Raw genomic sequence first — 25639 nt, forward strand, 5'->3', positions numbered from 1 at the left:
GGAGCGACGGGGCGGCCGGGTGACGGGGCGGCCAGGTGACGGGGCGGGCCGTCCGCTCCGCGGATACCTGGTCGCGTGGCGCGTACACGCACCGCTAGCGTGCGCCGCATGGGTACTTCTGCGAGCGACGCGCACGACACCGGCGGTTCACCCGCGCACCCCCGATTCGCCCGGGCCCTGCGCGAGCTCGGCCTCGGCGAACTGACCGGCGCGGTCCTGCGGTTCCCCGACCGGACCCGGACCGCCGCCGAGGCCGCCGCCGCGATCGGCTGCGCACTGAGCCAGATCTGCAAGTCCCTGGTCTTCGCCGCGGACGGGGTGCCCGTCCTCGTCCTCCTGGACGGCGCCTCGCGCGTCGACGTCGAGCGGGTGCGCCAGGAGCTCGGCGCGCGGCGGGTCACGCGGGCCGACGCGGCCCTCGTCCGGGAGACCACGGGGTACGCCATCGGCGGGGTGCCGCCCTTCGGGCACGCCACCAGGACCCGGGTCCTCGCCGACCGTTCGCTGCTCGCGCACGACGTGGTGTGGGCCGCCGCGGGCACCCCGCACACGGTGTTCCCCATGGCTCCCGAGGCCCTCGTCGCCCACGCCGGGGGCACCCTGGTGGACGTGCGCGAGGCCGCCGGAACCGCTCAATGACCCCGCTGGTCACCGCGGCCGTCCTGCTCGCCGCCGTCACCCACGCCGCCTGGAACGCGCTCGCCCACCACATCACCGACAAGCTCGTCGGCTTCACGCTCATCTCGGGCGGCGGCGCCCTCATCGGGTTGCTGCTCGCCCCCGTCGTGGAGGTCCCCGACGCCGGGGCATGGCCCTGGCTGCTGCTCTCCGCCGTCCTGCACGTCGGCTACTACGCGCTGCTCATGTGGTCCTACCGGCTCGGGGACTTCGGGCAGGCCTACCCCATCGCGCGCGGCACCGCGCCGCTGGTGGTGACCGTGCTCGCGGCCGTGTTCGTGGGCGAGGTGCCCGGCGGGTGGCAGGCCGCCGGGGTCGCCGTCTGCTCGGCCGGGCTCACCGGGCTCGCCCTGTGGGGCATCCGGGGCTCCGGGCGGCGGCCCGACTGGACCGCGCTCGGCGCCGCGCTCACCACCGGCGTCTCCATCGCGGCGTACACCGTCGTGGACGGGCTCGGCGTACGGGCGTCCGGCTCGTCCCTCGGGTACATCGCCTGGCTCATGCTCGTGCAGGGCACCGTCGTGCCGCTGTACGCGCTGTGGCGGTGGCGCGGGGGGTTCGTGGCGCGGGTGCGCCCTGCGGCCCCGCTCGGGCTGCTCGGGGCGGCCCTCTCCGTCTCCGCGTACGCGCTCGTCCTGTGGGCGCAGACGCGGGCGGATCTCGCGCCGATCTCCGCGCTGCGGGAGTCCTCGATCATCGTGGGGGCGGGGATCGGGGCGGTGTTCTTCAAGGAGCGGTTCGGGGCACCGAGGATGCTTGCGGCGGGCGTGATGGTGGCGGGGATCGGGCTGATGCTGCACGCGGGCTGACCCTGCCGGGGGCCTCCCCAGGCCCACCCCTTCCCGAAACTGGGGCTCCGCCCCAGACCCCGCTCCTCAAACGCCGGAGGGGCTGGATCTTTCAGCCCGTCCGGCGTTTGAGGACCGGGGGTACGGGGGCGGAGCCCCCGGAGCGGGAAGGGGCGGGCCAGGGGCGTCCCACGCGGGCTACGCCGACACCGTGCGCAAGGCCCGGAGTACGGCCTGGGGCCGGGCGTCCGCGGTGATGCCCTTGGCCATGGTGTGGGTGACGTAGGCGAAGGACAGGCCCGATGCGGGGTCGGCGAGGGCGAGGGTGCCGCCGCGGCCGGGGTGGCCGAAGGAGCCCGGGGTCAGGAGCGGGGCGGCGGGGCCGTGCAGCATGTAGCCGAGGCCGAAGCGGGTGCGGGTGACGAGGACCCGGTCGGCCCCGGCGGACGCCTCGCCGCGCGCGAGGGCCAGCGTCGCAGGCTCGAAGAGGCGCCCGCCCCCGTCGACGTCCCCGATGAGCGCGGCGTAGAAGCGGGCGAGCCCGTCGGCCGTGGCGATGCCGTTCGAGGCGGGCAGGGCGGCCGCACGGTAGGCGGGGTCGTTCTCGTCGGGCGCCGGGTCGATGACCGCGAAGGCGCGCCGCGTCAGGGAGGCGGGGTCCGCGTACGCCGCGGCGACCTCCGGCTTGGGCCGGGCGCGCAGCCCGCCGCGCCCGGTGTCGGCCGTGAGGCGCCCGAGGCGCCCGACCCGGGAGGCCTGGGCGTCGGGGAGCCCGAGCCACAGGTCGAGGCCCAGCGGCCCCGCGACCTCGTCCGCGATCCAGTCGCCGATGGCGCGGCCGGTGACGCGGCGCACCAGCTCCCCGGTGAGCCAGCCGAAGGTGTGCGCGTGGTAGCCGTGGTCGGTGCCCGGCTCCCACGCGGGCGCCTGCGCGGCGACGACCGCGGCCGCGAGGTCGGGCGAGTACGCCTCGGCGGGGGTCAGCGGCTGGTCGAGGACCGGCACCCCGGCCCGGTGGGCGAGCACGTGCCGCACGAGCGCCCGCTCCTTGCCGCGCGCCTTGAACTCCGGCCAGTACTCCCCCACGGGCGCGTCCAGGTCGAGGCGCCCGCGCTGGTGCAGCAGGAGCAGCGCGGCGGCGGCCACGCCCTTGGTGGCCGAGCGGACGATCTGGGCGGTGCCGGGCTCCCAGGGGGCGGGCGCGTCGGCGGCGCGCGTGCCGCCCCACAGGTTCACCACGCGCCGCCCGTCGCGGTACACGACGACCGCCGCGCCCCGCTCGCCGAGCGCGGTGAAGGTGCGCCGGAAGGCGTCCCCGACCGGTTCGTACCCGGGGGCGACCGTGCCGTGCACGTCGGTGTCCGCCCCCGCCACAGCCACTCCGTCAGCGTCCATACCTGAGCCAACCTCCCCGCGCCGCCGAAGATTCCGCTAGCGGGCCGCCCCCGCTGTCTTCGGATCGAAGCCGAAGGGAAGTTCCAGGCGGTGGCTGCGCATCAGCTCCTCGTCGGCGAGCAGCTCGCCGGTGGCGCCGTCGGCCGCGATGACGCCCTCGCTGAGGACCAGCGCCCTGGGGCACAGTTCGAGCGCGTACGGAAGGTCGTGCGTGACCATGAGGACGGTGACGTCCAACGCCCGCAGGATGTCGGCGAGTTCGCGGCGCGAGGCCGGGTCGAGGTTCGACGAGGGCTCGTCCAGGACCAGGATCTCCGGCTCCATCGCGAGGACCGTCGCCACGGCGACTCGGCGCCGTTGGCCGAAGGAGAGGTGGTGCGGCGGTCGGTCGGCGTACCCGTCCATGCCGACCCGGGCGAGCGCCTGGTGCACCCGTGCTTCGAGCTCCGGGCCGCGCAGGCCCGCCGCCGCGGGGCCGAAGGCGACGTCCTCGCGCACGGTCGGCATGAACAGCTGGTCGTCCGGGTCCTGGAAGACGATGCCGACCTTGCGGCGGATCTCCGCCATGTGCCGCTTGCCGACGGGCAGTCCGGCCACGGTGACGGTCCCGGCGCCCGCGGTGAGGATGCCGTTGAGGTGGAGCACGAGCGTCGTCTTGCCCGCGCCGTTCGGCCCGAGCAGGGCGACGCGCTCGCCGCGGGTGAGGGTCAGGTCCACGCCGAACAGGGCCTGGTGACCGTCGGGGTAGGCGTAGGCGAGGCCGGAGACCTCCAGGGAAGCGGTCACAGGGTCCATCCCAACAGGCAGACGACGAGGGCGGCCACGGGCAGGGCGAGGGCGTACGACCACTGGGCGCGGCTCGCCGTCACCTCGTCGATGACCGGCATGGAGCCCGTGTAGCCCCGGCTCACCATCGCCAGGTGCACGCGCTCGCCCCGTTCGTAGGAGCGGATGAACAGCGCCCCCGCGGACTTGGCGAGCACGCCCCACTGGCGTACGCCGCGGGCCTCGAAGCCGCGGGACTCGCGCGCGATGCGCATGCGGCGCATCTCGTCGGCGATGACGTCGCCGTAGCGGATCATGAAGGAGGCGATCTGCACGAGGAGCGGCGGGAGCCGCAGGCGCTGGAGGCCGAGGAGCAGTTCGCGCAGCTCCGTGGTGGCGGCGAGCAGCACCGAGGCGGCGACGCCGAGGGTGCCCTTGGCGAGGACGTTCCACGCGCCCCACAGGCCGCTCTCGCTGAGCGAGAGGCCGAGGACGTGCACGCGCTCGCCCTGCGCGACGAACGGAAGGAGCAGCGCGAACCCCACGAAGGGGATCTCGATCAGCAGCCGCTTCAGGAGGAACGGGGGCGGCACGCGGGCCGCGTACGCGACGGTCGCGAGCAGCGCGGCGTACGCGGCGAAGGCCCAGAGCGCCTCGCGCGGGGTGGACACCACCACGACCACGAAGCAGAGGACGGCGGTGAGCTTGGCGTGCGGCGGCAGCGTGTGCACCGGGGAGCGGCCGTGGCGGTACAGGCGGTGCGCGTGGCCCGCGCCCACGTCAGGCGCTCTCGGCGGGCTCGGCCACGGCGGCCGTCCCCGCCGGGTCCGCCTGGTCCGCGTGCGGGGCGCGCCGCCTGCGCACCGCCCAGAAGACGCCGGTGCCCGCGACGACGGTCACGCCGACGCCGATGACGCCCGCGAGGCCGCCGGAGAGGCGGGCGTCGGTGATGCCCTCCACGCTGTAGTCGAAGAAGGGCGAGTCCTTGGCGGCGTGCTCCTCCTCCTTGCGGTCGATGCCCTTGTCGTGGGCGACCTTCTCCAGGCCGTCGGGGTTCGTGGAGGCGTAGAAGGAGACGAATCCGGCGAGGGCCAGCGAGGCGACCAGGCCCGCGGCCCACAGCTTGCGGTGGGAGCGGGCCACGGGGGCGGGGGCGGCGGCGGGCGCGTCGACGAGTGCGCCCCCCACGCGCAGCTTGAGCGGCGCGGTCAGGCCGCGGGCGCCGTGCACCAGGTCGGGCCGCACGGCGATCACCGCGCCGACCGTGAGCGCGGTGATGGCGGCCTCGCCGACGCCGATGAGGACGTGGACGCCGACCATGGCGGTGGCGACCTTGCCGATCGGCACGTCGGTGGTGCCGCCGACGGCGTAGATGAGGGTGAAGGCGGCGGCCGCGGCCGGCACGGAGAGCAGGGCCGCCGTGAACGCGGCGGCGGTGAGCGAGCGGCGGCCGCGCGGCAGGACCTTCGCCAGGCCCCGGAAGACCGCGTACGCCACGACCGTGGTGACGACCGCCATGACCGTGATGTTCACGCCGAGCGCGGTCAGGCCGCCGTCCGCGAACAGGACGCCCTGCATGAGCAGCACCACGGAGACGCACAGGACCCCTGTGTAGGGGCCCACGAGTATCGCCGCCAGGGCGCCGCCGAGGAGGTGGCCGCTCGTCCCGGCGGCGACGGGGAAGTTCAGCATCTGCACGGCGAAGATGAAGGCCGCCACGAGACCCGCGAGCGGCGCCGTGCGTTCGTCCAATTCACGTCGCGCCCCGCGCAGCGCGACGGCGACGGCACCCACCGCGGCGACGCCCGCGGCGGCGGATACGGGAGCGTTGATGAATCCATCGGGGACATGCATGCGCGCGCTCCTGGAAAGGTGCATGTCGTGAGCGTGGGGAGGCACTCACGCGAAATGAGCGGATCGCTCCCGAGCGGGACGCTCGTGAACCTTTCAATGATGTGCGCTCCTGCGAAAAGGTCGCAAGAGCGCAGGAGCACCAATACGCGCCCCCGCCCGCGCCCCGGAACAGCGCCCCTCCAAACGCCTCAACATCTGTACATATGCGACATTGGGGAGAGGGCTTCCGCCTGTGCGCGGGCCGGGACGACGAGAGGACAGAGCCATGTCAGTGGTCGAACAAGTCACCCGGGCCCACCTCGTCACCGACTCCCCCGACGACCACGTCGTCGTCCCCGTCGCCCTGCGGTACGACCCGGACGCCGACCCGGCTTCCGTGCGCATCGGCCTGCCCGGCACGGTGGCCGCGGACCACCCCGGAGCACCCGACTGGGTCCTCGACCGCGACCTCCTGGAGCGGGGGCTGAGGGCCCCGGCGGCCGAGGGCGACGTACGGATCTGGCCGTGCGGGCGGGTGCAGGCGGTGGTGGAGTTCCACACGCCGAACGGCGTGGCGGTCGTGCAGTTCGACTCGTCCGCGCTGGTGCGCTTCCTGCGTCGTACGTACACGGCCGCCACGCCGGTCAGTCACTGAGCGCCCGGGGGCGCGGGCGTCACACGCCCACGGGCTCCCGCCGCCCGTCGCGGTCGCCGGTGGCCGGGGGCGCCATGTCCTTCAGGCCCTCGCCCTCGACGTCCACGTTCGGCAGCGCCCTGTCGAGCCAGCGCGGCAGGCTCCAGGCCCTGCGGCCGAGGAGCGCGAGCACGGCCGGGACGATCGCCATGCGCACGATGAACGCGTCGAAGAAGACCGCGATCGCGAGGCCGAATCCGATCATCTTGACCATCTGCTCGCCGGAGCCGATGAAGCCCGCGAAGACGGCGATCATGATGACGGCGGCCGCCGTCACGACCCGCGCGCCGTACTTGAAGCCGGTGACGATCGCGTCCTCGGGGCTCTCCCCGTGGACGTACGCCTCGCGCATCCGGGTCACCAGGAACACCTCGTAGTCCATCGCGAGGCCGAAGACGACGCCCACCATGAAGATCGGCATCATGCTCATGATCGGGCCGGTCTGCTCCACGCCGAACAGCGAGCCGAGCCAGCCCCACTGGAAGACCGCGACCACGGCGCCGAGCGCGGCGAGCACCGAGAGCAGGAAGCCGAGCGCCGCCTTGAGCGGGACGAGGACCGAGCGGAAGACGACGATCAGGAGCAGGAAGGCGAGGCCCACGACCAGCGCGAGGTACGGGATCAGCGCGTCGTTGAGCTTCTGCGAGACGTCGATGTTCATGGCCGTGGTGCCGGTGACCATGACGTCGGCGCCGCTGTCGGCCTTGACGTCCTCGGCCTCGTCGCGGATCGCGTGGACGAGGTCCTCGGTCTCGGTGCCGCTCGGCTTGGAGGACGGCACGACGCTGATGATCGCGGTGTCGCCCGCCTTGTTGAACACCGGCGGGCTCACCGTGAGCACGTCGTCCAGGCCGCCGATCTTCTTGGCGACGGCGGCGGCCTCGCCCTTGGGGTCGGCGACGCCCTTGAGGTCGGTGACCGTCATCAGCGGGCCGTTGTAGCCGGGGCCGAAGCCGTCCGCGATGAGGTCGTAGGCCTTGCGCTGGGTGGTGGAGGTGGGCTGCGCGCCGTCGTCGGGCAGGCCGAGTTCGAGGCCGGCGACCGGCACCGCGGCGGCGCCGAGGCCGAGCACGCCGAGCAGCAGGACGGCGAGCGGGCGGCGGACCACGAAGCGGGCCCAGCGGGTGCCGAGGTTCTCCTTCGCGGGCGCGGCGGACTCCGCGGCCCGCGGCGCGGCCTTCGCGCCGCGGCCGAACCGCTTGCCCTTCACGCCCGCGGGCCTGACCTTGCGGCCCGCGTACCCGAGCAGCGCCGGGACCAGGGTGAGTGCGATCAGGACGGCGATGGCGACGGTGCCTGCCGCCGCGACGCCCATCTTGGTGAGCATCGGGATGTTGACGACCGCGAGCCCGACCAGCGCGATGACCACCGTCAGACCGGCGAAGACCACCGCGGAGCCCGCCGTGCCGACGGCCCGGCCCGCCGCGTCCTCGCGGTCGCGGCCCTCGGCCAGCTCGGCGCGGTAGCGCGAGACGATGAACAGGGCGTAGTCGATGCCGACCGCGAGGCCGATCATCATGGCGAGCGTCGACGTGGTCGTACCGAGGTCGAGCGCGCTGGCGAGCGCGGTGATCGACGAGACGCCGATGCCGACGCCGATCAGGGCGGTGAGCAGCGGAAGCCCGGCCGCAACGAGCGAGCCGAAGGTGATGACAAGGACGACGGCGGCGACGGCGATGCCGATGATCTCCGTGGCGCCGGTGTGCGGCACGGCCTGGAGCGCGTCGCCGCCGACCTCGACGGTCATGCCGCCGGTGCGGGCCTTGTCGGTGGTCTTCTCCAGGGCGTCCCGGCTGTCGTCGGACAGCTCCATGGAGGTGACCTTGTACGTCACCGACGCGTAGGCCGTGGTGCCGTCCTTGGAGACCGTCTTGGCCGCGAACGGGTCGTCGGCGCGCGCCACCTGGTCCGAGCCGGACTTGAGCGCGGTCACGGTCTTGCTGATCGCGGCCTTGTTGGCCGGGTCGGTGACCTTCTCGCCGTCCGGCGCCTTGAACACCACGCGGGCGGCGGCGCCGTCGGCGCTGGCCTCGGGGGCGCGCTGCTCCAGGAGGTCGAAGGCCTTCTGTGCCTCCGTGCCCGGTATCGAGAAGGAGCTGGACGCGGCGGTGGGCGCGGACGCGGCGCCGACCCCGGCGAGGGTGAGCAGCGCGATCCAGATCAGAGTGACGAAGTGCCGCCGCCGGAAGGCGGTTCGCCCTAGTTTGTAGAGAAAGGTGGCCACGAGAACGTATCTCCCGGTCAGGTCGTGGTGGTGGATGGGCAGGGGGAACCAGCCCGACGACGTGAGCGGTCGCGTCAGGTGGGATCGGGGGTGTGCCCGGCTAGACGCCGAGCACGGGCAGGATCACGGCGTCCACGTAGGCGCCGAGGAAGGCGCGGTCCATGGGGCGGCCGTCGATGTTCTCGCGGGCGTTGTAGACACCGGCGAGCATGTAGATGACGTAGTCGAGGGCCGGGTGGTCGGCGGGGACCTCGCCGCGCTCCACGGCCCGCCGCAGCAGGTCGTCGAACGCCTTGAGCTCGGGCTCGACGAACAGCTCCCTGAGCGCCTGGCCGAGCTCAGGGTCCTTGTACGCGGCGTGCGCCATGCTGCGCAGGAGCAGGGCGTCGCTCTCCATCTGGCAGTCGTCCGCGCGGGCGACCATCGCGTGGAAGTCGCCGCGCAGCGAACCGGTGTCGATGTCGGCGACGGACCCGCGCTGGTTGTGCTTGAGCGCCCGCGCGACCAGCTGGATCTTGCCGCCCCACTGGCGGTAGAGCGTGGCCTTGCTGGAGTGCGTGCGCGCGGCGACGGCGTCCATGGTGAGGCCCTCGTACCCGACCTCGCGGACCAGGTCGAGCACGGCCTCGTACAGCTCGGCCTCCCGCTCGGGGGTGATCCGGCTGCGCCGGGCCGCTACCGCTTCCGCCATGACCGTCGCCTTCCTGTGCCGCCTGCCCCCTTACTCTACGGGCCGCCACTAGCGAAACGAAACGGTTTCGTACGTGTGCTCCATCACAGGAACGAAACGGTTTCGTTCACCAGGGCGACCGGCGCGGCGCCGCCGAAAAAGTTGCTGGACCAACAAGCTCGGCAAAGCATGGGGACGTGACCCAGGCGTACCTCCGCTTCCCCCACATCAGCGGCGACCGGCTCTGCTTCGTCGCCGAGGACGACCTGTGGGTGGCCCCGCTCGCCGCGGCGGGCGCCCCACCGGGCCGGGCCTGGCGGGTGACGGCCGACCGCACCAAGCTCGGCCACCCCCGCTTCGCCCCGGACGGCCGCCACATCGCGTACACGAGCTGGCGCAGTCTCGACCCGGAGATCCACCTCGCGCCGGTGGACGGCGGGGCCGCGCGGCGCCTGACCTACTGGGGCTCCCCGGACACCCGGGTCTGCGGCTGGACGCCCGACGGGCAGATCCTCGCCGTGTCCTCGCACGGCCAGCCCTTCTCGCACTTCTGCTGGGCCTACAGCGTGCCCACCGACGGCTCCCCCGGCGGCAAGCTGCCCTGGGGGCCGGTCCACGACATCGCCGTCGACGACCTCGACGGCGAGCGCAAGACGCTGCTCCTGACCGGCAAGCCGCCGCACGAGCCCGCCGCCTGGAAGCGCTACCGGGGCGGCGCCACGGGCCGGCTGTGGCTGCACGGCGAGCACGTCCTGAAGGACCTCGAAGGGCATCTGGACGCGCCCATGTTCGTGGCCGGGCGCCTCGCCTTCCTCTCCGACCACGAGGGCGTCGGCAACCTCTACTCGTGCCTGCCCGACGGCAAGGACCTGCGGCGCCACACCGACCACGACGCCTTCTACGCCCGGCACGCGGCCAGCGACGGCACCCGCGTCGTCTACCAGTGCGCGGGCGAGATCTGGCTCGTGGAGGACCTGGCCCCCGACTCGGTGCCGCGCCGCGTCCCGGTGACCATCGGCGGCCCGCGCGCGGGCCGGCGCACCTACCAGGTGCCCGCCGCCCACCACGTCGACGCCCTCTCCGTGGACACCACAGGCCGGGCGAGCGCGGTCGTGGTCCGGGGCAGCCTGTACTGGCTGACCCACCGCGACGGCCCCGCCCGCACCATCGCCGACACCCCCGGCGTCCGCGTCCGGCTCCCCGAGATGCTCGGCACCGGCGGACAGGTCGCCTACGTCACCGACGCCGAGGGCGAGGACGCGATCGAGATCGCCTATCTGCCCCGGGCCAGCGGCGAGCGCGAGCCGCGCCGCCTCGCGTCCGGGGAGCTCGGACGGGTCCTGGAGCTGGTGTCCGACCCCGACGGCGAGCGGCTCGCCATCGCCTCGCACGACGGACGCCTGCTCCTCGTGGACGCGACGGAGGACTCCAACGGCGAGGTCACCGAGCTGATCCGGTCCCTCAACGGACCGGTGCGCGACCTCGCCTTCTCCCCCGACGGCGCCTGGCTCACCTGGTCGCACCCCGGCATCGGCCGCTCCCTGCGGCAGATCAAGCTGGCCCGGATCGAGGGCCCGGGGGCGCGCACGGTCATCGACGTCACCAACGGCCGCTTCGAGGACGAGAACCCGGTGTTCACCCGGGACGGCCGCTATCTGGCCTTCCTGTCCTGGCGCGGCTTCGACCCCGTCTACGACGTGCACACCGGCGACCTGTCCTTCCCGCTCGGCTGCCGCCCCTATCTCGTCCCGCTGTCCTCCGCCACCCCCTCCCCCTTCGCGCTCCTCCCGGACGGGCGGCCCGCGGCGGGCGGGCTCGACCCGGACGACGACGAGTCCCGGGACGGGCAGGTGACCGTGGAGGCGGAGGGCCTGGAGAGCCGGGTGACGCCGTTCCCGGTGGCCGCGTCCAAGTACTCGGCCCTCTACCCGGTGAGCGGCGGCGGCCTGGTGTGGCTGCGCTGGCCGATCTCGGGCGCCCTCGGTGAGACCTTCGCCAATCCGGCCGACACCTCGGGACGGCCGACCCTTGAGTACTTCAACATCACCAAGGCCAAGAAGTCCGAACTCGTCGACCACCTCGACTGGTTCGCGCTCAGCGGCGACGGCAGCAGGCTCGTCGTCGTCGACGAGGGCGAGCTGCGGGCCGTGCCGTCCACGGAGTCCGGCGACGGCGACACCACGGTCTGGATCGACCTGCGGCGCATCCTGCACGACGTCGACCCGGCCGCCGAGTGGCGCCAGTCCTTCGACGAGGCGGGCCGGCTGATCCGCGCCTACTTCTGGGACCCCGGGATGTGCGGCATCGACTGGGACGCCGTCCTCGACCAGTACCGGCCGCTCGTGGAGCGCGTCGCGTCGCCCGACGAGTTCGCCGACCTGCTCCGGGAGGTCCTCGGCGAGCTGGGCACCTCCCACGCCTACGTGAGCGCCGCCCGGCGCAACGAGGGCCCCGCCCACTACCAGCGCGCCATCGGCCTGCTCGGCGCCAACCTCGTGCGCCGCGACGACGGCTGGATGGTCAAGCGCATCCTGCCCGGCGAGTCCTCCGACTCCAAGGCGCGCTCCCCACTGGCCGGTTCGGGCATCCGGGAGGGCGCCGTGCTCACGCACGTGGACGGGCGCCCGGTGGACCCGGTGACCGGCCCGTCCCCGCTGCTCGCCGCGGCGGGCGGGACCACCGTGGAGCTGACCTTCCAGCCCGCCGAGGGCGAGGGCCGCGCCCGGCGCGTCGCCGTCGTACCGCTGATCGACGAGCGGCCGCTGCGCTACCAGGACTGGGTCGCCAAACGCCGCGGTGTCGTACGGGACCTCAGCGGCGGCAAGTGCGGCTATCTGCACATCCCCGACATGGGCGGCTCCGGCTGGGCCCAGTTCAACCGCGATCTGCGCCTGGAGGTCTCCCGGCCCGCGCTGATCGTCGACGTGCGCGGCAACGCGGGCGGGAACATCAGCGAACTCGTCGTGGAGAAGCTGACCCGGAAGATCCTGGGCTGGGACCTCACGCGCGACGCGCAGCCCGTGTCGTACGCGTCCAGCGCGCCCCGGGGCCCCGTGGTGGCCCTCGCGGACGAGGCGACCTCGTCCGACGGCGACATGATCACGGCCGTGTTCAAACTCCTCGGGCTCGGGCCCGTGGTGGGGCAGCGGACCTGGGGCGGCGTCGTCGGCATGACCGGGCGGCACGCGCTCGGCGACGGCACGGTGATCACCGTGCCGATGAACGCGGGCTGGTTCGACGCGTACGGCTGGAGCATGGAGAACCACGGCGTCGAGCCCGACCTCGCCGTGCTGCGCACCCCGCTCGACTGGGCCGAGGGGCGCCACGCCCAGCTCGACGACGCGGTGCGGGTCGCGCTCGACCTCCTCGCCGCGCGCCCCGCGGCCGTCCCTCCCGGGTACGACGACGTGCCCGACCGGCGGCGGCCCCCGCTCCCGCCGCGGGGGGCGAACGGAGCGTAACTGTCCGACATGCGTGGGATGTCGGTGCGTGTCAGGCTGGTCGAGGCCCAATCCCCTCACCCACATTGGGAGTGAAACTTCATGGGCATCAAGGACCAGTTCCAGGACAAGGCGCAGGAGCTCTCCGAAAAGGCCAAGCAGGCCGCGCAGCGGGGGCGGAGCGAGGCGGGCGAGCGGTCCTCGCAGGCGCGCGAGCAGTCGCAGGACTCCCTGGACGACGCGCAGCGCGAGGCGGAGGACCGGTTCAACCGCGACTACGACGCGTAACGCTGCGCTGTGCTTGGGCGGGTGAGTGGGGTTTCCTCCCACCCACCCGCCCTTTCATGCCCCGGCTTTCGCCTGCCCGGCCCCGACGCGGAGCGCTGCCGCCCGGTGGGGGCGGGCGGTGGGACCACCCCCGCGCCCCGCGGACGGGTGGGCACAGCGCCGAGGTGCCGCCCAGCCGTCCCGCCAGGGCCCGAGGCCAAGGTGCGGCCCGGGCTGTCAGTGGGGCCGGACGGCCTCGTCGGCGGAGCCGCCCGCGCCGACCAGGCCCCTGGACACCTGCCCGAGCCGCGGCTCCAGACGCCGCATCTCGCGCTGCCCGACCCCTGCGATGATCCCGGGCAGATAGGGCCGCGCCCCCTGCATCCCCCGCAGCCACCACTGCCCGTAGACGTGGGCGGAGCGCCGCTCGATCCCCGCCACGAGCCGGTCGACCGCGGGCCCCAGCGGATAGGTCTTGTTGGACGGCCACGGAAGGCGCTGCCGCAACTCCCGCATCACGTCGTCCTGGTCGGCCCCCCGCACCATGTCGGTGTCCGTCCAGGACAGGTACCCGACCCCCACCTTCACGCCCTTGTACCCGACCTCGGCCCGCAGCGCGTGCGCGTACGCCTCCACGCCGGACTTGGACGCGCAGTACGCGGTCATCATCGGCGCCGGAGTCATCGCCGCGAGCGAGGCGATCTGCAGCAGATAGCCCCGGCTCTCGGCGAGCACGGGCAGGAACGCCCGCGCCGTCACCGCGCTGCCGATCAGGTTGACCTCGATGACCCGCCGCCAGGCGACGGGGTCCGAGTCCATGAAGGGCCCGCCGCTGGCGACGCCCGCGTTGGCGACCACGACGTCGGCCTTGCCGAAGCGCTCCTTGACCTCCGCCGCCACCCGCGCCATCGCCTCGTGGTCGGTGACGTCCGCGTACCAGAAGTCGCTCTCGGTGTGCAGCCGCCCGCTGACCCGCTTCAGCTCCTCCGGCTCCAGGCCCACGAGCGCGACGCGCGCGCCGCGTGCCGACAGCTTGCGGGCGAGGAGTTCACCGACCCCCCGCGCCGCACCCGTGACGACCGCGACCTGTCCCTCCAGGCTGACCTTGCTCACGCGCCCTCCTTCAGTCGTGCGGACGTTCCGTCCAGATACGTGTCGGCGAGTTCCGCGACGGCCCGCGTCACGGCCTCCGGCGCCTCCACGGGTGTCATGTGGCCGATCCCCACCAGCTCGGTCAGGCCGGTGCACTCTGGCAGCGCCGCCGCGAGCCGCCGCGCGTGGACGAGGGGCGTCAGCCGGTCCGCGGTCCCGGCGAGCACGGCCGTGGGCACCGTCAGGTCGGCGAGCCCGGCGTCGAGCCGAAGGCCGTCGAGCACGTGCGCCCAGCGGTACCGCGGCACGCGCGGGCACGCGTGCACGATCCGCGCGCACGCCTCGACCCGCTCGGGGGCCGAACCGGGGCCCATCGTGGCGTACTTGAGCAGCCTGCGGGCGAGCGGCGTGACCGGGCCCATCGGCGCCCGCGCGGCAAGCACCCGCCGGGTGAGCAGGGTCCGTGCCGCGCCCGCCCGCAGCGGCAGCACCGTCGACTCGGCGACCAGGCGCGAGCTGCCCGTGCTGCACAGCAGCGCCGCCGCCGCGTGCGCGCGCACCCCGGGCCGCGCGGCCGCCGCCATCAGCGTCATGCCGCCCATGGAGTGCCCGACGAGCACCGCCCGCTCGCCGGGCGCGAGCGTCGCGGCGAGCACGGCCTCCAGGTCGTCGGCGAGCGCCCGCGTGCTGTATCCGGCGGCCTCCACCGGCACTTCGCTGCGCCCGTGCCCGCGCTGGTCGTACGCGATGACGCGGCGCGTGGCCGACAGGGCCCGGATCTGCGCGGCCCAGAACGCGGTCGAGCAGGTCCAGCCGTGGACGAGGACCACGGCGGGCGCGCCGTCGGGCCCGTGCGCCTCGACGTGCAGCCGGGTGCCGTCGGCCGACACGGCGCTCAGCTCGCGCGCGGCGAGGGGCGGCGCGAACGGACCGACCAGGGCGTGCCCGCGGCCCCTCACGCGGAGACCTCAAGGGCGCGGCCGCCCCGGTCGGCGGGGGACGCGGCCGGGGGCCGCAGCACCTCGTACTCGTTCAGGTCCACGCTGCGCGTCGCCGTGCGGAACTCCGTCGTCGTGCCGGGCCAGACCGTCGTGTTGACGCCGTTGGCGTCCAGGTACCAGCTGGTGCAGCCGCCGGTGTTCCACACGGTGCGCTTCATGCGCTCCTGCACGCGGCGGTTCCACGCGTCGACCGCGCTCGGCCGGGCGGCGAGGGCGGCCCGGCCGCCGAGGACGTCCAACTGCCGCAGGTAGTCGGCCAGGTAGTTCAGCTGGGACTCGATCATGAGGATCATGGAGGAGTTGCCCAGGCCGGTGTTCGGGCCGATGACGGTGAGGAAGTTGGGGAAGCCCGCCGCGGTCGCGCCGCGCAGCGCCTTCATGCCGTCCTTCCAGGTCTCCATGAGCGTGTGGCCGTCGTCGCCCACCACGCGGTCGGCGATCGGCATGTCCGTGACGTGGAAGCCGGTGCCGAAGACGATCGCGTCGACCTCGGCCTCGGTGCCGTCGGCGGCCACGACCGTGGAGCCGCGCACCTCCGCGAGGCCGCTCGCGACCACGTCCACGTGCGGCTGCGCGAGCGCCGGGTAGTAGCTGTTGGACAGCAGGATGCGCTTGCAGCCGATGCGGTACGTCGGCGTCAGCTTGGCGCGCAGCTCCGGGTCCTTGATGGCGCGCGCCATGTTCCGCTTGGCGATGCTCTCGACCAGGCCCAGTTCGTTCGGCCGCTTGGTGAACGCCTGCACCTGGAGCTCGCGGATGCCCCACAGCAGGCCGCGCCGCAGCTGCGTGGTGAACGGCAGCTGCCGGTGCAGCCAGCGCTCGGCCCCGGTGATGTCCCGGTCGGCGCGCGGCATGACCCACGGCGGCGTGCGCTGGAAGAGCGTGAGGCGGCGTACGTCACGCTGGATCTCCGGCACGATCTGGATCGCGGACGCCCCGGTGCCGATCATCGCGACGCGCTTGCCGCGCAGGTCGTAGTCGTGGTCCCAGCGGGCGGAGTGGAAGACCTTGCCGGGGAAGGTGTCGAGGCCGGGGATGTCGGGCGTCTTCGGGTCGGACAGCGGCCCGGTGGCGGAGACCACGACATCGGCGGTGAGGTGCCCCTGGCTGGTCCGAAGCTCCCACAGCAGCCGCTCGCCGTTCCAGCGCGCCCCGCGGACCTCGGTGTCGAGGCGGATGTGCGGCCGCAGCCGGAAGGTGTCGGCGACCCGTTCCAGGTAGTCCCAGATGTGCTCCTGGCCGGAGAAGGTGCGCGGCCAGTCGGGGTTGGGCGCGAAGGAGAACGAGTACAGATGGGACGGCACGTCGCAGGCGCAGCCCGGATAGCTGTTGTCGCGCCAGGTGCCGCCGACCGCGCCCGCGCGCTCCAGGACGACGAAGTCGGTGACGCCCTCGCGGCGCAGTCGCACGGCCGCCCCGAGGCCGCCGAACCCGGATCCGATCACCGCCACCCGGACGTGCTCGTGCGCCTTGTCGCGTACCCGCTTGCGCTCGGCCATGCCGCCGCCTCCCGAAGTCCATGACTCTGCCAGTAATCGCTGGCACAATCGGAGCGTAGAGCAGCTCCGTACTCGTGGGTAGGGGTCGACGGGGGAAAGTTACCGACGGTAGGACTCGGGCCTGCGCATAGGGTGCGGGTTGTGGCAGGAGACGGGGCGGACGCGGTGACGGACGGGACGGCAGGGGCGACGGGCACGGGCGGCGACCGACCGCCGGTGCGCGAGTACCGCATGGACGAACTCGCCGCGGCGGCCGGGATCACCGTGCGCACCGTGCGCTTCTACCGCGAGCGCGGCCTCATCCCGCCCCCGCGCCGCGCGGGCCGCATCGCCTGGTACGACGACCACCACCTGGCCCGTCTGCGCACCATCGCCGCCCTGCTGGAGCGCGGCCACACCCTCCAGGGCATCGCCGAGCTGGCCGAGGCCTTCGAGAAGGGCCGCGACGTGGCCGAACTCCTCGGCATCGACGGCCCGTCGGAGGAGACCCCGGTCCGCCTCACGCCCGAGGAGCTGGCCGACCGCTTCGCGGGCCAGGTCACCCCGGAGAACCTGGCGGCCGCGATGGAGTTCGGCTATCTGGGCACCGACGGCGACGACATCGTGCACATCAGCAACCGCCTGCTCGACGCCTCGGCCGCCCTGGTGCGCAAGGGCATTCCGCTGGCGTCCGTCATGGAGGCGGGCCGGCGCATCCGCGAACACGCGGACGCGCTGGCCGAGTTGTTCGTCGCGTTCACCGTCGAGCATGCCGCCGAGCACCCGGAGGTGACGGCGGACGAGCTGCGCCCGCTCGCCAAGAGCGTGGTGGAGGCGGAGCTCTCCCTGGCTCTCGACCGGCGCCTGAACCGGCCCTGAGCCCGCCGCCCTGAGCCGGCCCTGGGTCCGCCGCCCTGAACCAGCCCGCTCCGGCCCTGCGGCCCGGTCAGCCCTGCGGCCCGGTCAGCTCGGCAGCCACCAACGCGCCTTGTAGATCCCCCCGCCTGCCAGGTGATAGCTGCCGCTCGGCCGGTGCACGCTGACCCGCGTCGTCCACCAGGTCTCCCCCAGGCCGCCCTCCGGCACGGTGCTGAGCACCTGCCCGGTGCGCGGGTCGTTGCCGACCGCCTTCACCTTGTCCCGGTCGATCAGCTCGTGGCCCGCGTAGTCGCGCACGAAGGCTCCCGTCCGCTTCTCGTACTGGAACACCGCCGCGTTGGTCGTCACCCACAGCCGCCCCGGCCGCCCCGCCACCGGGAACAGGTCGTGGCCGCCCGCCGTCCGCCCCGGCACGGCCACCGGCAGCGGCGTGGCGGAGGTCCGGGTGAGCGCGGGCCGCGCGGGGTCCTCGCCGACCTCGTACGTCACCAGTTCGTCGTCGCCGATCGCCCACAGGACGCGCCGCGCCCGGTCCCAGTACAGGCCGTGCGCGCCCTTGAGGCCCGCCTGCGCGTACCGCGTGGCGTCCGGCCCGCACGAGGCGGCGTACAGGCGCACCAGCGCGCCGGTGCTGCACGCGACCGCCACGTTGCCGTCGGGCAGCAGTTCGGCGGAGTGCGGATTGAACAGGTCGTCGCCGGGGCCGATCGCGGTCCCCCAGTAACGGCGGCCCGACGGGTGCTCCACGGCGGCCACGAACCCGAAGGACGCCGTCGTCAGGACCAGCGTGCGGCCCCGCAGCCGCCGCGGCCTGGCCTCGCACGGGTAGACCCAGCTCGCCTCGGGCCGCAGGTCCGCGTAGCGCGGGTCGCCGAGCGGCGAGAACTGCCAGCGCACGACGGACGGATCGGCGGCCGGGTCCCACTCCCGCCGCCGCGGGTCGAGGACGAGCAGGCGCCTGCTCGCCTGCTCGGTGACGAGCACGGGAGGGGTGCCCGGGGGCACCCCGCGCGGCGCGGCCCCGGCCGCGGCGGGAGCCGCGCCCAGCGCGCCCGCGGCGCCCGCCCCGATCAGAAAACTCCGTCTGGAAAGACCAGCAGCCATGAAGCCCCCTCGCCCGACCGGCAGTTGACGCGCTCGCCATGTACGCGTCCGCAATCTGCCATGCCGTACGGGGGCGGGACAGCCCTCCGCCGGACCTTTCACCGGCGGTTCGCCCGGAGGGCGCAAGCAGGCGGCTTCCCGGGCCTACTCGTAGACGACGGTCACCGGGGCGTGGTCCGACCAGCGCTCGTCGTGCGTCGCGGCCCGCTCGACGAAGCCCTTGACCGCGCGGCCCACGAGGCCGGGCGTCGCGACGTGGTAGTCGATGCGCCAGCCCGAGTCGTTGTCGAAGGCGCGGCCCCGGTAGGACCACCACGAGTACGGCCCCTCGACGTCCGGGTGCAGGACGCGCACGACGTCGCCGAACTCGGCGAACACCTCCGACATCCAGGCGCGCTCCTCCGGCAGGAAACCGGAGTTCTTCTTGTTGCCGCGCCAGTTCTTGAGGTCCGCCTCCTGGTGGGCGATGTTCCAGTCGCCGCAGACGAGGACCTCACGGCCGTCCGCCGCGGCCCGCGCCTTCAGGTCCTTCAGATAGGCGAGGAACTCCCCCATGAACCGGATCTTCTCGTCCTGCCGCTCGGTGCCGACCTCGCCCGAGGGCAGGTACAGGCTCGCGACCGTGACGCCCGGCAGGTCCGCCTCCACATAGCGCCCGCTCCCGTCGAACTCGGCGGACCCGAAGCCGACCCGCACGCGCTCCGGCTCCCGCCGCGTGTACAGCGAGACGCCCGCGCGGCCATTCGCCGCGGCCGGGGCGTGCGTCACGTGCCAGCCCTCGGGCGCGCGCACCTCCTCCGGCAGCTGCTGCGGCTCGGCCCGCACCTCCTGCAGGCACAGCACGTCGGCGCCGGTGCCGTCGAGCCACTCCACGAACCCCTTCTTGGCGGCGGCCCGCAGCCCGTTCACATTCACGCTGGTCACAGTGAGCATCCCGGCACCCTACCGGCACACTGGAGGCGACCGCCGCAGCCACCACACCTTCTGCATAGGGATACGATTCACAGCATGGACATACGCCGGGTCGCCTTCGACCACCCCGACGCCGTGAAGCTCAACGACCGTGTCCAGGCCGAGTACGCCGAGCGCTACGGGGACGAGGGCGACGTCACGCCGCTGGACCCGACGATGTTCCGGCCGCCGCGCGGCCTCTACCTCATCGCGTACGACGCCGCGGACGCGCCCGTGGCGACGGGCGGCTGGCGCGTGATGGACGAGAACGGCGAGGGGTACGCGGACGGCGACGCCGAGATCAAGCGCATGTACGTCGTCCCCGAGGCGCGCGGCCTCGGGCTCGCCCGGCGGATCCTGGCCGCCCTGGAGGAGGACGCCCGCGCGGCGGGGCGGGCCCGCATGGTCCTCGAAACCGGCACCAAGCAGCCCGAGGCCATCGCCCTCTACGCCTCCAGCGGCTACGCCCTCTGCGACCGCTTCGGCTACTACCGCTTCCACGACCTGAGCCGCTGCTACGCCAAGCCCTTGCGCTGAGCTCCGCGCCACCCCGGCCCACGCCGGACCACGCCGTGCCGTCGTCCGTCTACCGGCCCGCCGTGGCCGCTCGCGCAGTTCCCCGCGCCCCCAGCGGGCCCCTCGCCGGGCCGGGCTGAGCCGTGCAGCGCCTGCCCGCGCCGGGCCGCCGTCCGTCTACCAGCCCACCGTGGCCGCTCGCGCAGTTCCCCGCGCCCCCAGCGGGCCCCTCGCCGGGCCGGGCTGAGCCGTGCAGCGCCTGCCCGCGCCGGGCCGCCGTCCGTCTACCAGCCCACCGTGGCCGCTCGCGCAGTTCCCCGCACCCCCAGCGGGCCCCTCGCCGGGCCGGGCTGAGCCGTGCAGCGCCTGCCCGCGCCGGGCCGCCGTCCGTCTACCAGCCCACCGTGGCCGCTCGCGCAGTTCCCCGCGCCCCTGACGGGGCCGCCTCCCCGCCGCGGGCGGACGCCCTCGCCCCACCCGCTGTGGGCAAATCGTCCCGCAGGGCGGGACAGGTGGGCACAGCACCCGGGCGCCGAGCAACCGTGGAACCAGGCCCCCGCCCGGGGAAGAGCCAGGGCGGCTACCCCCCGCCCGGGGCGGCCCGCACCGCGCCGCTGAGGTCAAGGGTCGCCACCGCCCCACCCCCCTCATTGGCGAAGCGCACCGAGGCGCCCAAGACCTCCGCCTGCCCCCGCGCGATCGTGAGCCCGAGCCCCAGCCCCGTCTCCCCCGCCCCCGTGCGAAACCGCTGCGGCCCCCCGGCGAGCAGCGCCTCCGGAAACCCGCCCCCCTGGTCCCGCACGGACACCACACCCCCCTCCACCGCCACCACCACCGGCACCCGCCCGTGCCGCAACGCGTTGGTGACGAGGTTCGCCACGATCCGCTCGACCCGCCGCGGGTCGGTCTCCACCCGCACGTCCCGCACCACCCGCACGGACACCCCCTCCGCGTCCCCCACCGCCCCGCCCACGGCCCGCCGCACCACGTCCCCGAGCCCGCACACCTCCGTCCGCACCTCCTCGCCCGCCGTGTCGAGCCGCGCCACCTCGATCACGTCGTCGACGAGCTCCCGCAGCCGCCCCGCGGCCTCCCGTACGAGCTCTGCGGGGCGCCCCGGCGGCAGCAGCCCCGCCGCGGTGACCATGCCCGCGACGGGGGTCCGCAGCTCGTGGGCGATGTTCGCGGTGACCTCACGCTCGGCCCGCAGCCGCGCGGCGAGCGCGTCCGCCATGGTGTTCACGGCGGCGGCGAGCCGGGTGATCTCGTCCTTGCCGTGCAGCGGCAGGCGGGCCGTCAGATCGCCGTCCGCGATCCGCTGCGCCGCGTCCGCCTTCGCGGTGAGCCGGTGCCCGAGGCGCGTCGCGACCAACAGCCCGGCCACGCACGCGAGGGCGGTGCCGATGCCGCCCGCGGCCCACAGGACCCGGTCCAGATCGCGTACCGTCTCGGTCTCCCAGCGGTACGGCCGCTTCACGGCGACGATCTCGTCGCGGTACCCGCTGGCCGCCCAGAGCTGCGGCACCTTCCCGCTCCGGTCGAGGAACACGCCCCACTTGCCCGCCCGTGCCGCGCGCGCGAGGGGCCTGGGCAGGTCGGGCGGGTCGATGAGGGTGCGGTCGCCGTCTATCCCGGCCGCGTGGTCCTGCACGGCGGTCCGCAGCCGCTCCCCCGCCTGACTGCGCGCGCTGTCGTACTGCGCCTCCACGGTCCGGTGGTGCACGAGCAGCCCGATCACCACGGACACGACGGCCGCCGTGCCCGCGATGGCCAGGCCGATCTTCGTCCGCAGTCCCATGGGCGCCCCGGCCTCAGAAGTCCGGCGCCATCAGCCGGATGCCCTGGAACTGCACGTTCACGGCGGCGGGCGGCAGCACCTCGGGCTTCGCGGGCTCGACGGTCGCCCGCCGGTAGTAGGCGGCGGAGTCCTCCCGCTCGACCCCGCTGAGCGTCAGCGTCGCCTCGTACGGCTCCCGGCCGCAGCCCGGCAGGCACCAGCTGCCGCTGAGCCGCCCCGTGGCCCGCGCGGTGGGCCCGCCCCAGTCCTTCCAGCGCAGCGAGGACATGGCCACGTCGTCGGTGACACCGAAGGCCGTGGGCCGCTGGAGGGGCCGCGCCAGCGCGTCGGCGACGTACACCGGACCGCTGATCCGCGTCGGCGTGAGCGCGGAGCCCTCGACGTGCAGCCCCTCGTGCTCCGCGCAGCCCCCGGCGAGCACGACGGCCAGCGCCGTCCCGCCGACGGCCCCGGCACGCCTCTTGCAGCTGCCCAGCATGCGTCAAATGTAACGATCACCCCATAAGGGCACGCGCGGAGACCAGCCGGAGGAGGGACGCCCGGCCGCGGGGCCCCGCCGGGCCTAGAACGACCGCGCCAGCTCCCCCACCGCCTCCCGGGCCCCGGCGAGCGACCGCTCCCCGAGCTCGCGGAACCGCCCGAGCGCCGGAATGTCCCCGGCCCGCGTCAGCTCGGCCCGCACCACGCGCAGGTTCTCCTCCGCCACCCCGAGGGCCGCGAAGTACGCCCGCAGGTACGGCAGCTGGAAGTCGCACCCCTCGCGCGGGGTGCCGGGACCGTAGCCGCCCCCGCACGCGGCGGCCACCACCACCCGGGTCCCGGCGAGCAGCGGCCGCCCGCTGTCCGGGTCGGTGTACGCGCCGGGGAAGGAGACCCGGTCGATCCAGGCCTTCAGGGCGGCGGAGACGGAGAAGTTGTACATGGGGGCCCCGACGAGCAGGGTCGTGGCCGCCCGCACCTGGGTCACCAGCGGCAGCGTCGCCGCCCACTCCCGCTCCTCGTCGGCCCCCTCGGCCAGCGCGGCCACCTTCTCCAGGGGCAGCGCGCCCTGCCGCTCCACCCGTGTCCCGAGCCGGACGTACCCCTCGCCGACGAGCGGTACGGGCTCCGCGGTCAGGTCCCGGTACCGGTACTCGGCGCCCGGGTGCCGGGCCAGCCAGCCGCGCGCGTACGCGGCGCCGAGCGCCCGGGTCACCGAACCGTCGCTCCGGTCGGCGCTGGAGTCCAGGTGCAGCAGCACCGGCGCCCCGGTCCGTACGGCCTCATCCATGATCATCACTCCTGTCACCACAAGGTGGTTGGCTACGTCACGGCCCTGACGGAGCGACGCGGGAAAAGGTGACCGATGGACGAGCAGGACGAGGAACACGGCCTCGCGGACCGCTTCGAGACGCACCGCGGCCGCCTCCGGGCGGTCGCGTACCGCATGCTCGGCTCCGCCACCGAGGCCGACGACGCCGTGCAGGAGACCTGGCTGCGGCTCGGCCGCACCGACGTCGAGGACATCGTGAACCTCCCGGGCTGGCTGACCACGGTCGTCTCCCGCATCTGCCTCGACATGCTGCGCACGCGCGCGTCGCGCCGCGAGGACTTCCTGTCCGACGAGGGCGCCCTCGACCGCGTCCCCAGCCGCACCACGCCGACCCCCGAGGAAGAGGCCGTCCTGGTCGAGTCCGTGGGGCGCGCCCTGCTCGTGGTCCTGGACACGCTCGGCCCCGCCGAACGGGTCGCGTTCGTGCTGCACGACACCTTCGCGGTGCCCTTCGACCGGATCGCCCCCGTCGTGGACCGCTCCACCGCCGCCACGAAGAAGCTCGCGAGCCGCGCCCGCCAGAAGGTCCGCGGCACCCCCGCCCTGCCCGACGCGGAGCTGGCCCGGCACCGGCACGTCGTGGAGGCCTTCCTCAACGCGGCCCGCGGCGGCGACCTCACCGCCCTGCTCGCGGTCCTGGCCCCCGACGTGGTCCGCCGCGCCGAGGCCGCGGCGCTGTCCGCGCGCATGCGGCCGGAGATCCGCGGCGCCGACGCCGTCGCCCGCGAGACGGTGGTGCTCGCCCGCAACGCCCGGTTCGCCGCCCCGGCCCTGGTCAACGGCCGCCCCGGCCTGGTCGTGGCCCCCCACGGCCGGCTGCGCCTGGCCCTGACCGTCACCATCGAGTCCGGCCGCGTCACGGCCTACGAGGTGATCGCCACCCCGTCCCGCCTGCACGCGCTCGACCTCGCGCTCCTGCCGGACTGAGGCCCGCCGGGCCCCGCACGGGGGCCCAACGCAAAGATCCCGCCCGATCTTTCGATCGGGCGGGATCTTCATGTGCAGTGGACCTGAGGGGATTTGAACCCCTGGCCCCCTCGATGCGAACGAGGTGCGCTACCGGACTGCGCCACAGGCCCTTGCAACGAGTGAAACTCTAGCACCCCCACCGGGGTGCTTGGAAATCCGTTCCCCGCTGGTCAGCGAGCGGGACCCCGCGACGGCGCGACGGGGTCCCGGGGTGTGCCGCCGGTCACTCGTTCGCGGCGCGCGGGCGGCCGTCGGCGGAGGCGCCGTCGTCGTACTGGTCGAACAGCGGGGTGCGGCCGCGCTCGCGGGAGCGGCGGGCGGACGCGGCCCTGCGGGCGTCGCTGCGGGCGTCGTCCCCGGCGGCCTCGGCGCGCTCCTCGCGCTCCGGGTGCTCCTGCTCGGCGCGCTCGGCCCCGTCCCGCTCGGCGCGGTCCGCCGTGCCGTCCGCGGCCGGTTCCGCCGTGCTCGACCGGGCCGAGCTCCAGGTGTCGGGCGCGCCCAGGTCGACGCTGCCGGTGGCGCGCGGGGCGACCGGGGCCGTCACGTACGTCGGAAGGGGCACCGGGACCGGGTCCCAGCTGTCACCGCGGGCGGGGCCGTGCCGCCGCTCGCGCTGCTGGTCGACCCACTCGGCGTGGTCGGTCTGCTCGACGAGCGCGCGCCGGTCGGCGGCGAGCGCGGACAGACCGGGGTCGGACTCCGGAACGGGCTCCTCGGCGACGGGCTCGGCGCCGCGCTCGTGCCGGCGCGGCTGCCGCTCGCGCAGCTGCCGCGCGGCGGCCTCGGCCCGGCGCCGGTCCATCGTGTACGTGAAGCGCCGCCGCTCCTGGCGGCGCAGATAGACGATGTACGCGCTCAGCAGCGCCGCGGGCACGCCGGGCACCCACAGCAGCCCCACGCCGCCGACCGCGGCGACGACCGCGGCGAGCGTGAAGGCGAGGAACAGCATCACCGTGGTGCGGCGGCGGCGCGCGAGGACCTTGGAGCGCCGGGCCCGGGCGGCGGCCTCGGCGGCACCGCGGGCGGCCTGCCGGTCGGCAGCCGCGCCCCGGGGGTTCCGGCGGGGGGCCTGCTGTCGGTCGGGGGCCTGGCGGTCGGGGCCCCTGCGCCGGTCCGCGGCGTCCGGCGCGGACGGCTGCCGGCCGTGCGGCTCCGTGTCCACGCCCGCCTGGGACCGGGGCCGCTGCCGTCCCGTCGCCCGGCCGCGCGGCTCGGTCGCCACGTCCTCGTCCGGAAGCATGGCGAAGGCCCGGACGTCCACCGAGTCGGTGGCGGCGTCCGGTTCGGCGCGCGACTCCTCCTCGGACGAGTCGGACGTACGCGCGCGCAGGTCCTTGGCGTATCGGCGCTCCATGCCCGCCCGTCCGGACAGCAGCCGGATGGCGGTGCTGAAGCGTTCCGTCGGACGGGCTTCATTGAGCTCGTCCTGCCTACGGAGCCACATCGGCACCAAGTAGGCGGCCCAGGCCCCGACGATGACTGCGTAGAAGAGGCCGCTGCTGCTCACGCCTCACACGGTAGAGGGGTTTTGTCGAGGCCATCCGCCAATTGGGCCGGTGTGTCGCACGATCCGGCTGATATCTCAAACTTTTTTTGCGACTGGTGCGATCAACAGGCCGTTCCCGCAAGGAATTTAACGGTCGCTCACCGATCAATTTCGAACAGGTATTTCATTTATGAGAGAGGCAGCATCCGTGCCCCACGGCCGCCGCGGGGCGCCAACTCGCCCCGTCCGCGCGCCGAAGCACCCAGGTGAGCACCTCGCCGACCGCTCCGCACGAGCCG

At 74.4% G+C, this 25639-nt stretch carries 23 protein-coding genes and 1 tRNA gene; 8 read left to right on the top strand and 16 right to left on the bottom strand.

Translation table 11 applies throughout. From position 1 onward, the window contains the following. The first annotated feature begins 108 nt into the window (after positions 1 to 108). Positions 109 to 639: a YbaK/EbsC family protein gene (locus MQV74_RS18245; protein WP_242718992.1), complete on the top strand. Its 531-nt coding sequence runs from the start codon at positions 109 to 111 to the stop codon at positions 637 to 639. Next, the gene (locus MQV74_RS18250; RefSeq protein ID WP_242718994.1) at positions 636 to 1487 is read left to right on the top strand and encodes a DMT family transporter; all 852 of its coding nucleotides are present in this window, start codon (positions 636 to 638) and stop codon (positions 1485 to 1487) included. The genes MQV74_RS18245 and MQV74_RS18250 overlap by 4 nt, the downstream gene beginning before the upstream one ends. 177 nt (positions 1488 to 1664) lie before the next feature. Here the strand turns inward: MQV74_RS18250 and MQV74_RS18255 are convergent, their stop codons facing one another. From MQV74_RS18255 to MQV74_RS18270, 4 genes are read right to left on the bottom strand one after another with little or no spacing between them, the layout of a single operon-like run. Beyond that, positions 1665 to 2861 (bottom strand): serine hydrolase domain-containing protein, encoded by a 1197-nt coding sequence (locus tag MQV74_RS18255; RefSeq protein ID WP_242718996.1) that lies wholly within the window; start codon positions 2859 to 2861, stop codon positions 1665 to 1667. A gap of 36 nt (positions 2862 to 2897) precedes the next feature. Next, complete coding sequence (locus MQV74_RS18260) at positions 2898 to 3656, bottom strand: energy-coupling factor ABC transporter ATP-binding protein (protein ID WP_242718998.1); 759 nt, start codon at positions 3654 to 3656, stop codon at positions 2898 to 2900. Next, positions 3644 to 4405 (bottom strand): cobalt ECF transporter T component CbiQ, encoded by a 762-nt coding sequence (gene cbiQ / locus MQV74_RS18265; protein WP_242719000.1) that lies wholly within the window; start codon positions 4403 to 4405, stop codon positions 3644 to 3646. The genes MQV74_RS18260 and cbiQ overlap by 13 nt, the downstream gene beginning before the upstream one ends. Before the next feature lies 1 nt (position 4406). Beyond that, positions 4407 to 5480: an energy-coupling factor ABC transporter permease gene (locus tag MQV74_RS18270; protein WP_242719002.1), complete on the bottom strand. Its 1074-nt coding sequence runs from the start codon at positions 5478 to 5480 to the stop codon at positions 4407 to 4409. A gap of 265 nt (positions 5481 to 5745) precedes the next feature. Between MQV74_RS18270 and MQV74_RS18275 the strand changes: the two genes are divergently transcribed. Then, positions 5746 to 6114, top strand: coding sequence for an SsgA family sporulation/cell division regulator (locus MQV74_RS18275; protein ID WP_242719004.1), 369 nt, complete (start codon positions 5746 to 5748; stop codon positions 6112 to 6114). 19 nt (positions 6115 to 6133) lie between these two features. On the opposite strand, the gene MQV74_RS18280 is transcribed toward MQV74_RS18275, so the two are convergent. Both MQV74_RS18280 and MQV74_RS18285 read right to left on the bottom strand, forming a co-directional pair. Then, complete coding sequence (locus MQV74_RS18280) at positions 6134 to 8377, bottom strand: MMPL family transporter (protein ID WP_242719006.1); 2244 nt, start codon at positions 8375 to 8377, stop codon at positions 6134 to 6136. Between the two features lie 100 nt (positions 8378 to 8477). Then, the gene (locus MQV74_RS18285) at positions 8478 to 9068 is read right to left on the bottom strand and encodes a TetR/AcrR family transcriptional regulator (RefSeq protein WP_242719008.1); all 591 of its coding nucleotides are present in this window, start codon (positions 9066 to 9068) and stop codon (positions 8478 to 8480) included. A gap of 176 nt (positions 9069 to 9244) precedes the next feature. Between MQV74_RS18285 and MQV74_RS18290 the strand changes: the two genes are divergently transcribed. Further along, entirely contained in the window at positions 9245 to 12508 is a 3264-nt protein-coding gene (locus MQV74_RS18290) for a S41 family peptidase (protein WP_242719010.1), read from the top strand. Between the two features lie 81 nt (positions 12509 to 12589). After that, on the top strand, positions 12590 to 12775 hold the full coding sequence (locus MQV74_RS18295; protein WP_242719012.1) for a hypothetical protein: 186 nt from the start codon (positions 12590 to 12592) through the stop codon (positions 12773 to 12775). Positions 12776 to 12991: 216 nt separating this feature from the next. Here MQV74_RS18295 and MQV74_RS18300 read toward each other — a convergent pair whose 3' ends face one another. The 3 genes from MQV74_RS18300 to MQV74_RS18310 are packed head-to-tail and all read right to left on the bottom strand — an operon-like array spanning position 12992 to position 16346. Further along, positions 12992 to 13867, bottom strand: a complete 876-nt coding sequence (locus tag MQV74_RS18300) for an SDR family oxidoreductase (protein ID WP_242719014.1) — start codon at positions 13865 to 13867, stop codon at positions 12992 to 12994. Then, positions 13864 to 14805 carry an alpha/beta fold hydrolase gene (locus MQV74_RS18305; RefSeq protein ID WP_242719016.1) on the bottom strand — a complete coding sequence of 314 codons (942 nt, stop codon included), beginning with the start codon at positions 14803 to 14805 and terminating at the stop codon, positions 13864 to 13866. The genes MQV74_RS18300 and MQV74_RS18305 overlap by 4 nt, the downstream gene beginning before the upstream one ends. Continuing rightward, entirely contained in the window at positions 14802 to 16346 is a 1545-nt protein-coding gene (locus MQV74_RS18310; RefSeq protein ID WP_242719018.1) for a flavin-containing monooxygenase, read from the bottom strand. Before MQV74_RS18310 ends, MQV74_RS18305 begins: the two co-directional genes overlap by 4 nt. Before the next feature lie 231 nt (positions 16347 to 16577). Here MQV74_RS18310 and MQV74_RS18315 point away from each other — a divergent pair, with 231 nt between their 5' ends. Beyond that, a complete protein-coding gene (locus MQV74_RS18315) occupies positions 16578 to 17204 on the top strand; it encodes a MerR family transcriptional regulator (protein WP_242728809.1) in 627 nt (208 codons plus the stop codon). An 84-nt stretch (positions 17205 to 17288) separates the two neighbouring features. On the opposite strand, the gene MQV74_RS18320 is transcribed toward MQV74_RS18315, so the two are convergent. Together MQV74_RS18320 and MQV74_RS18325 are read right to left on the bottom strand one after the other, a co-directional pair. Beyond that, a complete protein-coding gene (locus MQV74_RS18320) occupies positions 17289 to 18308 on the bottom strand; it encodes a DUF6528 family protein (protein ID WP_242719020.1) in 1020 nt (339 codons plus the stop codon). Between the two features lie 144 nt (positions 18309 to 18452). After that, positions 18453 to 19241: an exodeoxyribonuclease III gene (locus MQV74_RS18325; protein ID WP_242719022.1), complete on the bottom strand. Its 789-nt coding sequence runs from the start codon at positions 19239 to 19241 to the stop codon at positions 18453 to 18455. A gap of 75 nt (positions 19242 to 19316) precedes the next feature. On the opposite strand from MQV74_RS18325, the gene MQV74_RS18330 reads away from it, so the two are divergent. Beyond that, on the top strand, positions 19317 to 19796 hold the full coding sequence (locus MQV74_RS18330) for a GNAT family N-acetyltransferase (protein ID WP_242719024.1): 480 nt from the start codon (positions 19317 to 19319) through the stop codon (positions 19794 to 19796). Positions 19797 to 20355: 559 nt separating this feature from the next. Here MQV74_RS18330 and MQV74_RS18335 read toward each other — a convergent pair. The 3 genes from MQV74_RS18335 to MQV74_RS18345 all read right to left on the bottom strand — a co-directional run bounded on the left by MQV74_RS18335 (position 20356) and on the right by MQV74_RS18345 (position 22843). Then, complete coding sequence (locus MQV74_RS18335; protein WP_242719026.1) at positions 20356 to 21573, bottom strand: sensor histidine kinase; 1218 nt, start codon at positions 21571 to 21573, stop codon at positions 20356 to 20358. A gap of 13 nt (positions 21574 to 21586) precedes the next feature. Beyond that, complete coding sequence (locus tag MQV74_RS18340) at positions 21587 to 22051, bottom strand: hypothetical protein (protein WP_242719028.1); 465 nt, start codon at positions 22049 to 22051, stop codon at positions 21587 to 21589. Between the two features lie 84 nt (positions 22052 to 22135). Then, positions 22136 to 22843, bottom strand: coding sequence for an FMN-dependent NADH-azoreductase (locus MQV74_RS18345; protein ID WP_242719030.1), 708 nt, complete (start codon positions 22841 to 22843; stop codon positions 22136 to 22138). A gap of 75 nt (positions 22844 to 22918) precedes the next feature. On the opposite strand from MQV74_RS18345, the gene MQV74_RS18350 reads away from it, so the two are divergent. Continuing rightward, complete coding sequence (locus tag MQV74_RS18350) at positions 22919 to 23812, top strand: sigma-70 family RNA polymerase sigma factor (RefSeq protein ID WP_242719032.1); 894 nt, start codon at positions 22919 to 22921, stop codon at positions 23810 to 23812. A gap of 78 nt (positions 23813 to 23890) precedes the next feature. Here MQV74_RS18350 and MQV74_RS18355 read toward each other — a convergent pair. Together MQV74_RS18355 and sepX are read right to left on the bottom strand one after the other, a co-directional pair. Then, positions 23891 to 23964, bottom strand: a tRNA-Ala gene (locus MQV74_RS18355). A 113-nt stretch (positions 23965 to 24077) separates the two neighbouring features. Further along, the gene (sepX, locus tag MQV74_RS18360; protein WP_242719034.1) at positions 24078 to 25361 is read right to left on the bottom strand and encodes a divisome protein SepX/GlpR; all 1284 of its coding nucleotides are present in this window, start codon (positions 25359 to 25361) and stop codon (positions 24078 to 24080) included. Between the last annotated feature and the right edge of the window lie 278 nt (positions 25362 to 25639).

Source organism: Streptomyces sp. AN091965, assembly GCF_022698285.1.
Taxonomy (GTDB): Bacteria; Actinomycetota; Actinomycetes; order Streptomycetales; family Streptomycetaceae; genus Streptomyces.

What these genes read in the sequence shown, in the direction of transcription:
- MQV74_RS18245 (WP_242718992.1), top strand. Translation starts at nt 109, where the DNA reads ATGGGTACTTCTGCGAGCGACGCGCACGACACCGGCGGTTCACCCGCG.
- MQV74_RS18250 (WP_242718994.1), top strand. Translation starts at nt 636, where the DNA reads ATGACCCCGCTGGTCACCGCGGCCGTCCTGCTCGCCGCCGTCACCCAC.
- MQV74_RS18255 (WP_242718996.1), bottom strand. Translation starts at nt 2,861, where the DNA reads ATGGACGCTGACGGAGTGGCTGTGGCGGGGGCGGACACCGACGTGCAC.
- MQV74_RS18260 (WP_242718998.1), bottom strand. Translation starts at nt 3,656, where the DNA reads ATGGACCCTGTGACCGCTTCCCTGGAGGTCTCCGGCCTCGCCTACGCC.
- MQV74_RS18270 (WP_242719002.1), bottom strand. Translation starts at nt 5,480, where the DNA reads ATGCATGTCCCCGATGGATTCATCAACGCTCCCGTATCCGCCGCCGCG.
- MQV74_RS18275 (WP_242719004.1), top strand. Translation starts at nt 5,746, where the DNA reads ATGTCAGTGGTCGAACAAGTCACCCGGGCCCACCTCGTCACCGACTCC.
- MQV74_RS18285 (WP_242719008.1), bottom strand. Translation starts at nt 9,068, where the DNA reads ATGGCGGAAGCGGTAGCGGCCCGGCGCAGCCGGATCACCCCCGAGCGG.
- MQV74_RS18295 (WP_242719012.1), top strand. Translation starts at nt 12,590, where the DNA reads ATGGGCATCAAGGACCAGTTCCAGGACAAGGCGCAGGAGCTCTCCGAA.
- MQV74_RS18310 (WP_242719018.1), bottom strand. Translation starts at nt 16,346, where the DNA reads ATGGCCGAGCGCAAGCGGGTACGCGACAAGGCGCACGAGCACGTCCGG.
- MQV74_RS18315 (WP_242728809.1), top strand. Translation starts at nt 16,578, where the DNA reads ATGGACGAACTCGCCGCGGCGGCCGGGATCACCGTGCGCACCGTGCGC.
- MQV74_RS18320 (WP_242719020.1), bottom strand. Translation starts at nt 18,308, where the DNA reads ATGGCTGCTGGTCTTTCCAGACGGAGTTTTCTGATCGGGGCGGGCGCC.
- MQV74_RS18325 (WP_242719022.1), bottom strand. Translation starts at nt 19,241, where the DNA reads ATGCTCACTGTGACCAGCGTGAATGTGAACGGGCTGCGGGCCGCCGCC.
- MQV74_RS18330 (WP_242719024.1), top strand. Translation starts at nt 19,317, where the DNA reads ATGGACATACGCCGGGTCGCCTTCGACCACCCCGACGCCGTGAAGCTC.
- MQV74_RS18335 (WP_242719026.1), bottom strand. Translation starts at nt 21,573, where the DNA reads ATGGGACTGCGGACGAAGATCGGCCTGGCCATCGCGGGCACGGCGGCC.
- MQV74_RS18340 (WP_242719028.1), bottom strand. Translation starts at nt 22,051, where the DNA reads ATGCTGGGCAGCTGCAAGAGGCGTGCCGGGGCCGTCGGCGGGACGGCG.
- MQV74_RS18345 (WP_242719030.1), bottom strand. Translation starts at nt 22,843, where the DNA reads ATGGATGAGGCCGTACGGACCGGGGCGCCGGTGCTGCTGCACCTGGAC.
- MQV74_RS18350 (WP_242719032.1), top strand. Translation starts at nt 22,919, where the DNA reads ATGGACGAGCAGGACGAGGAACACGGCCTCGCGGACCGCTTCGAGACG.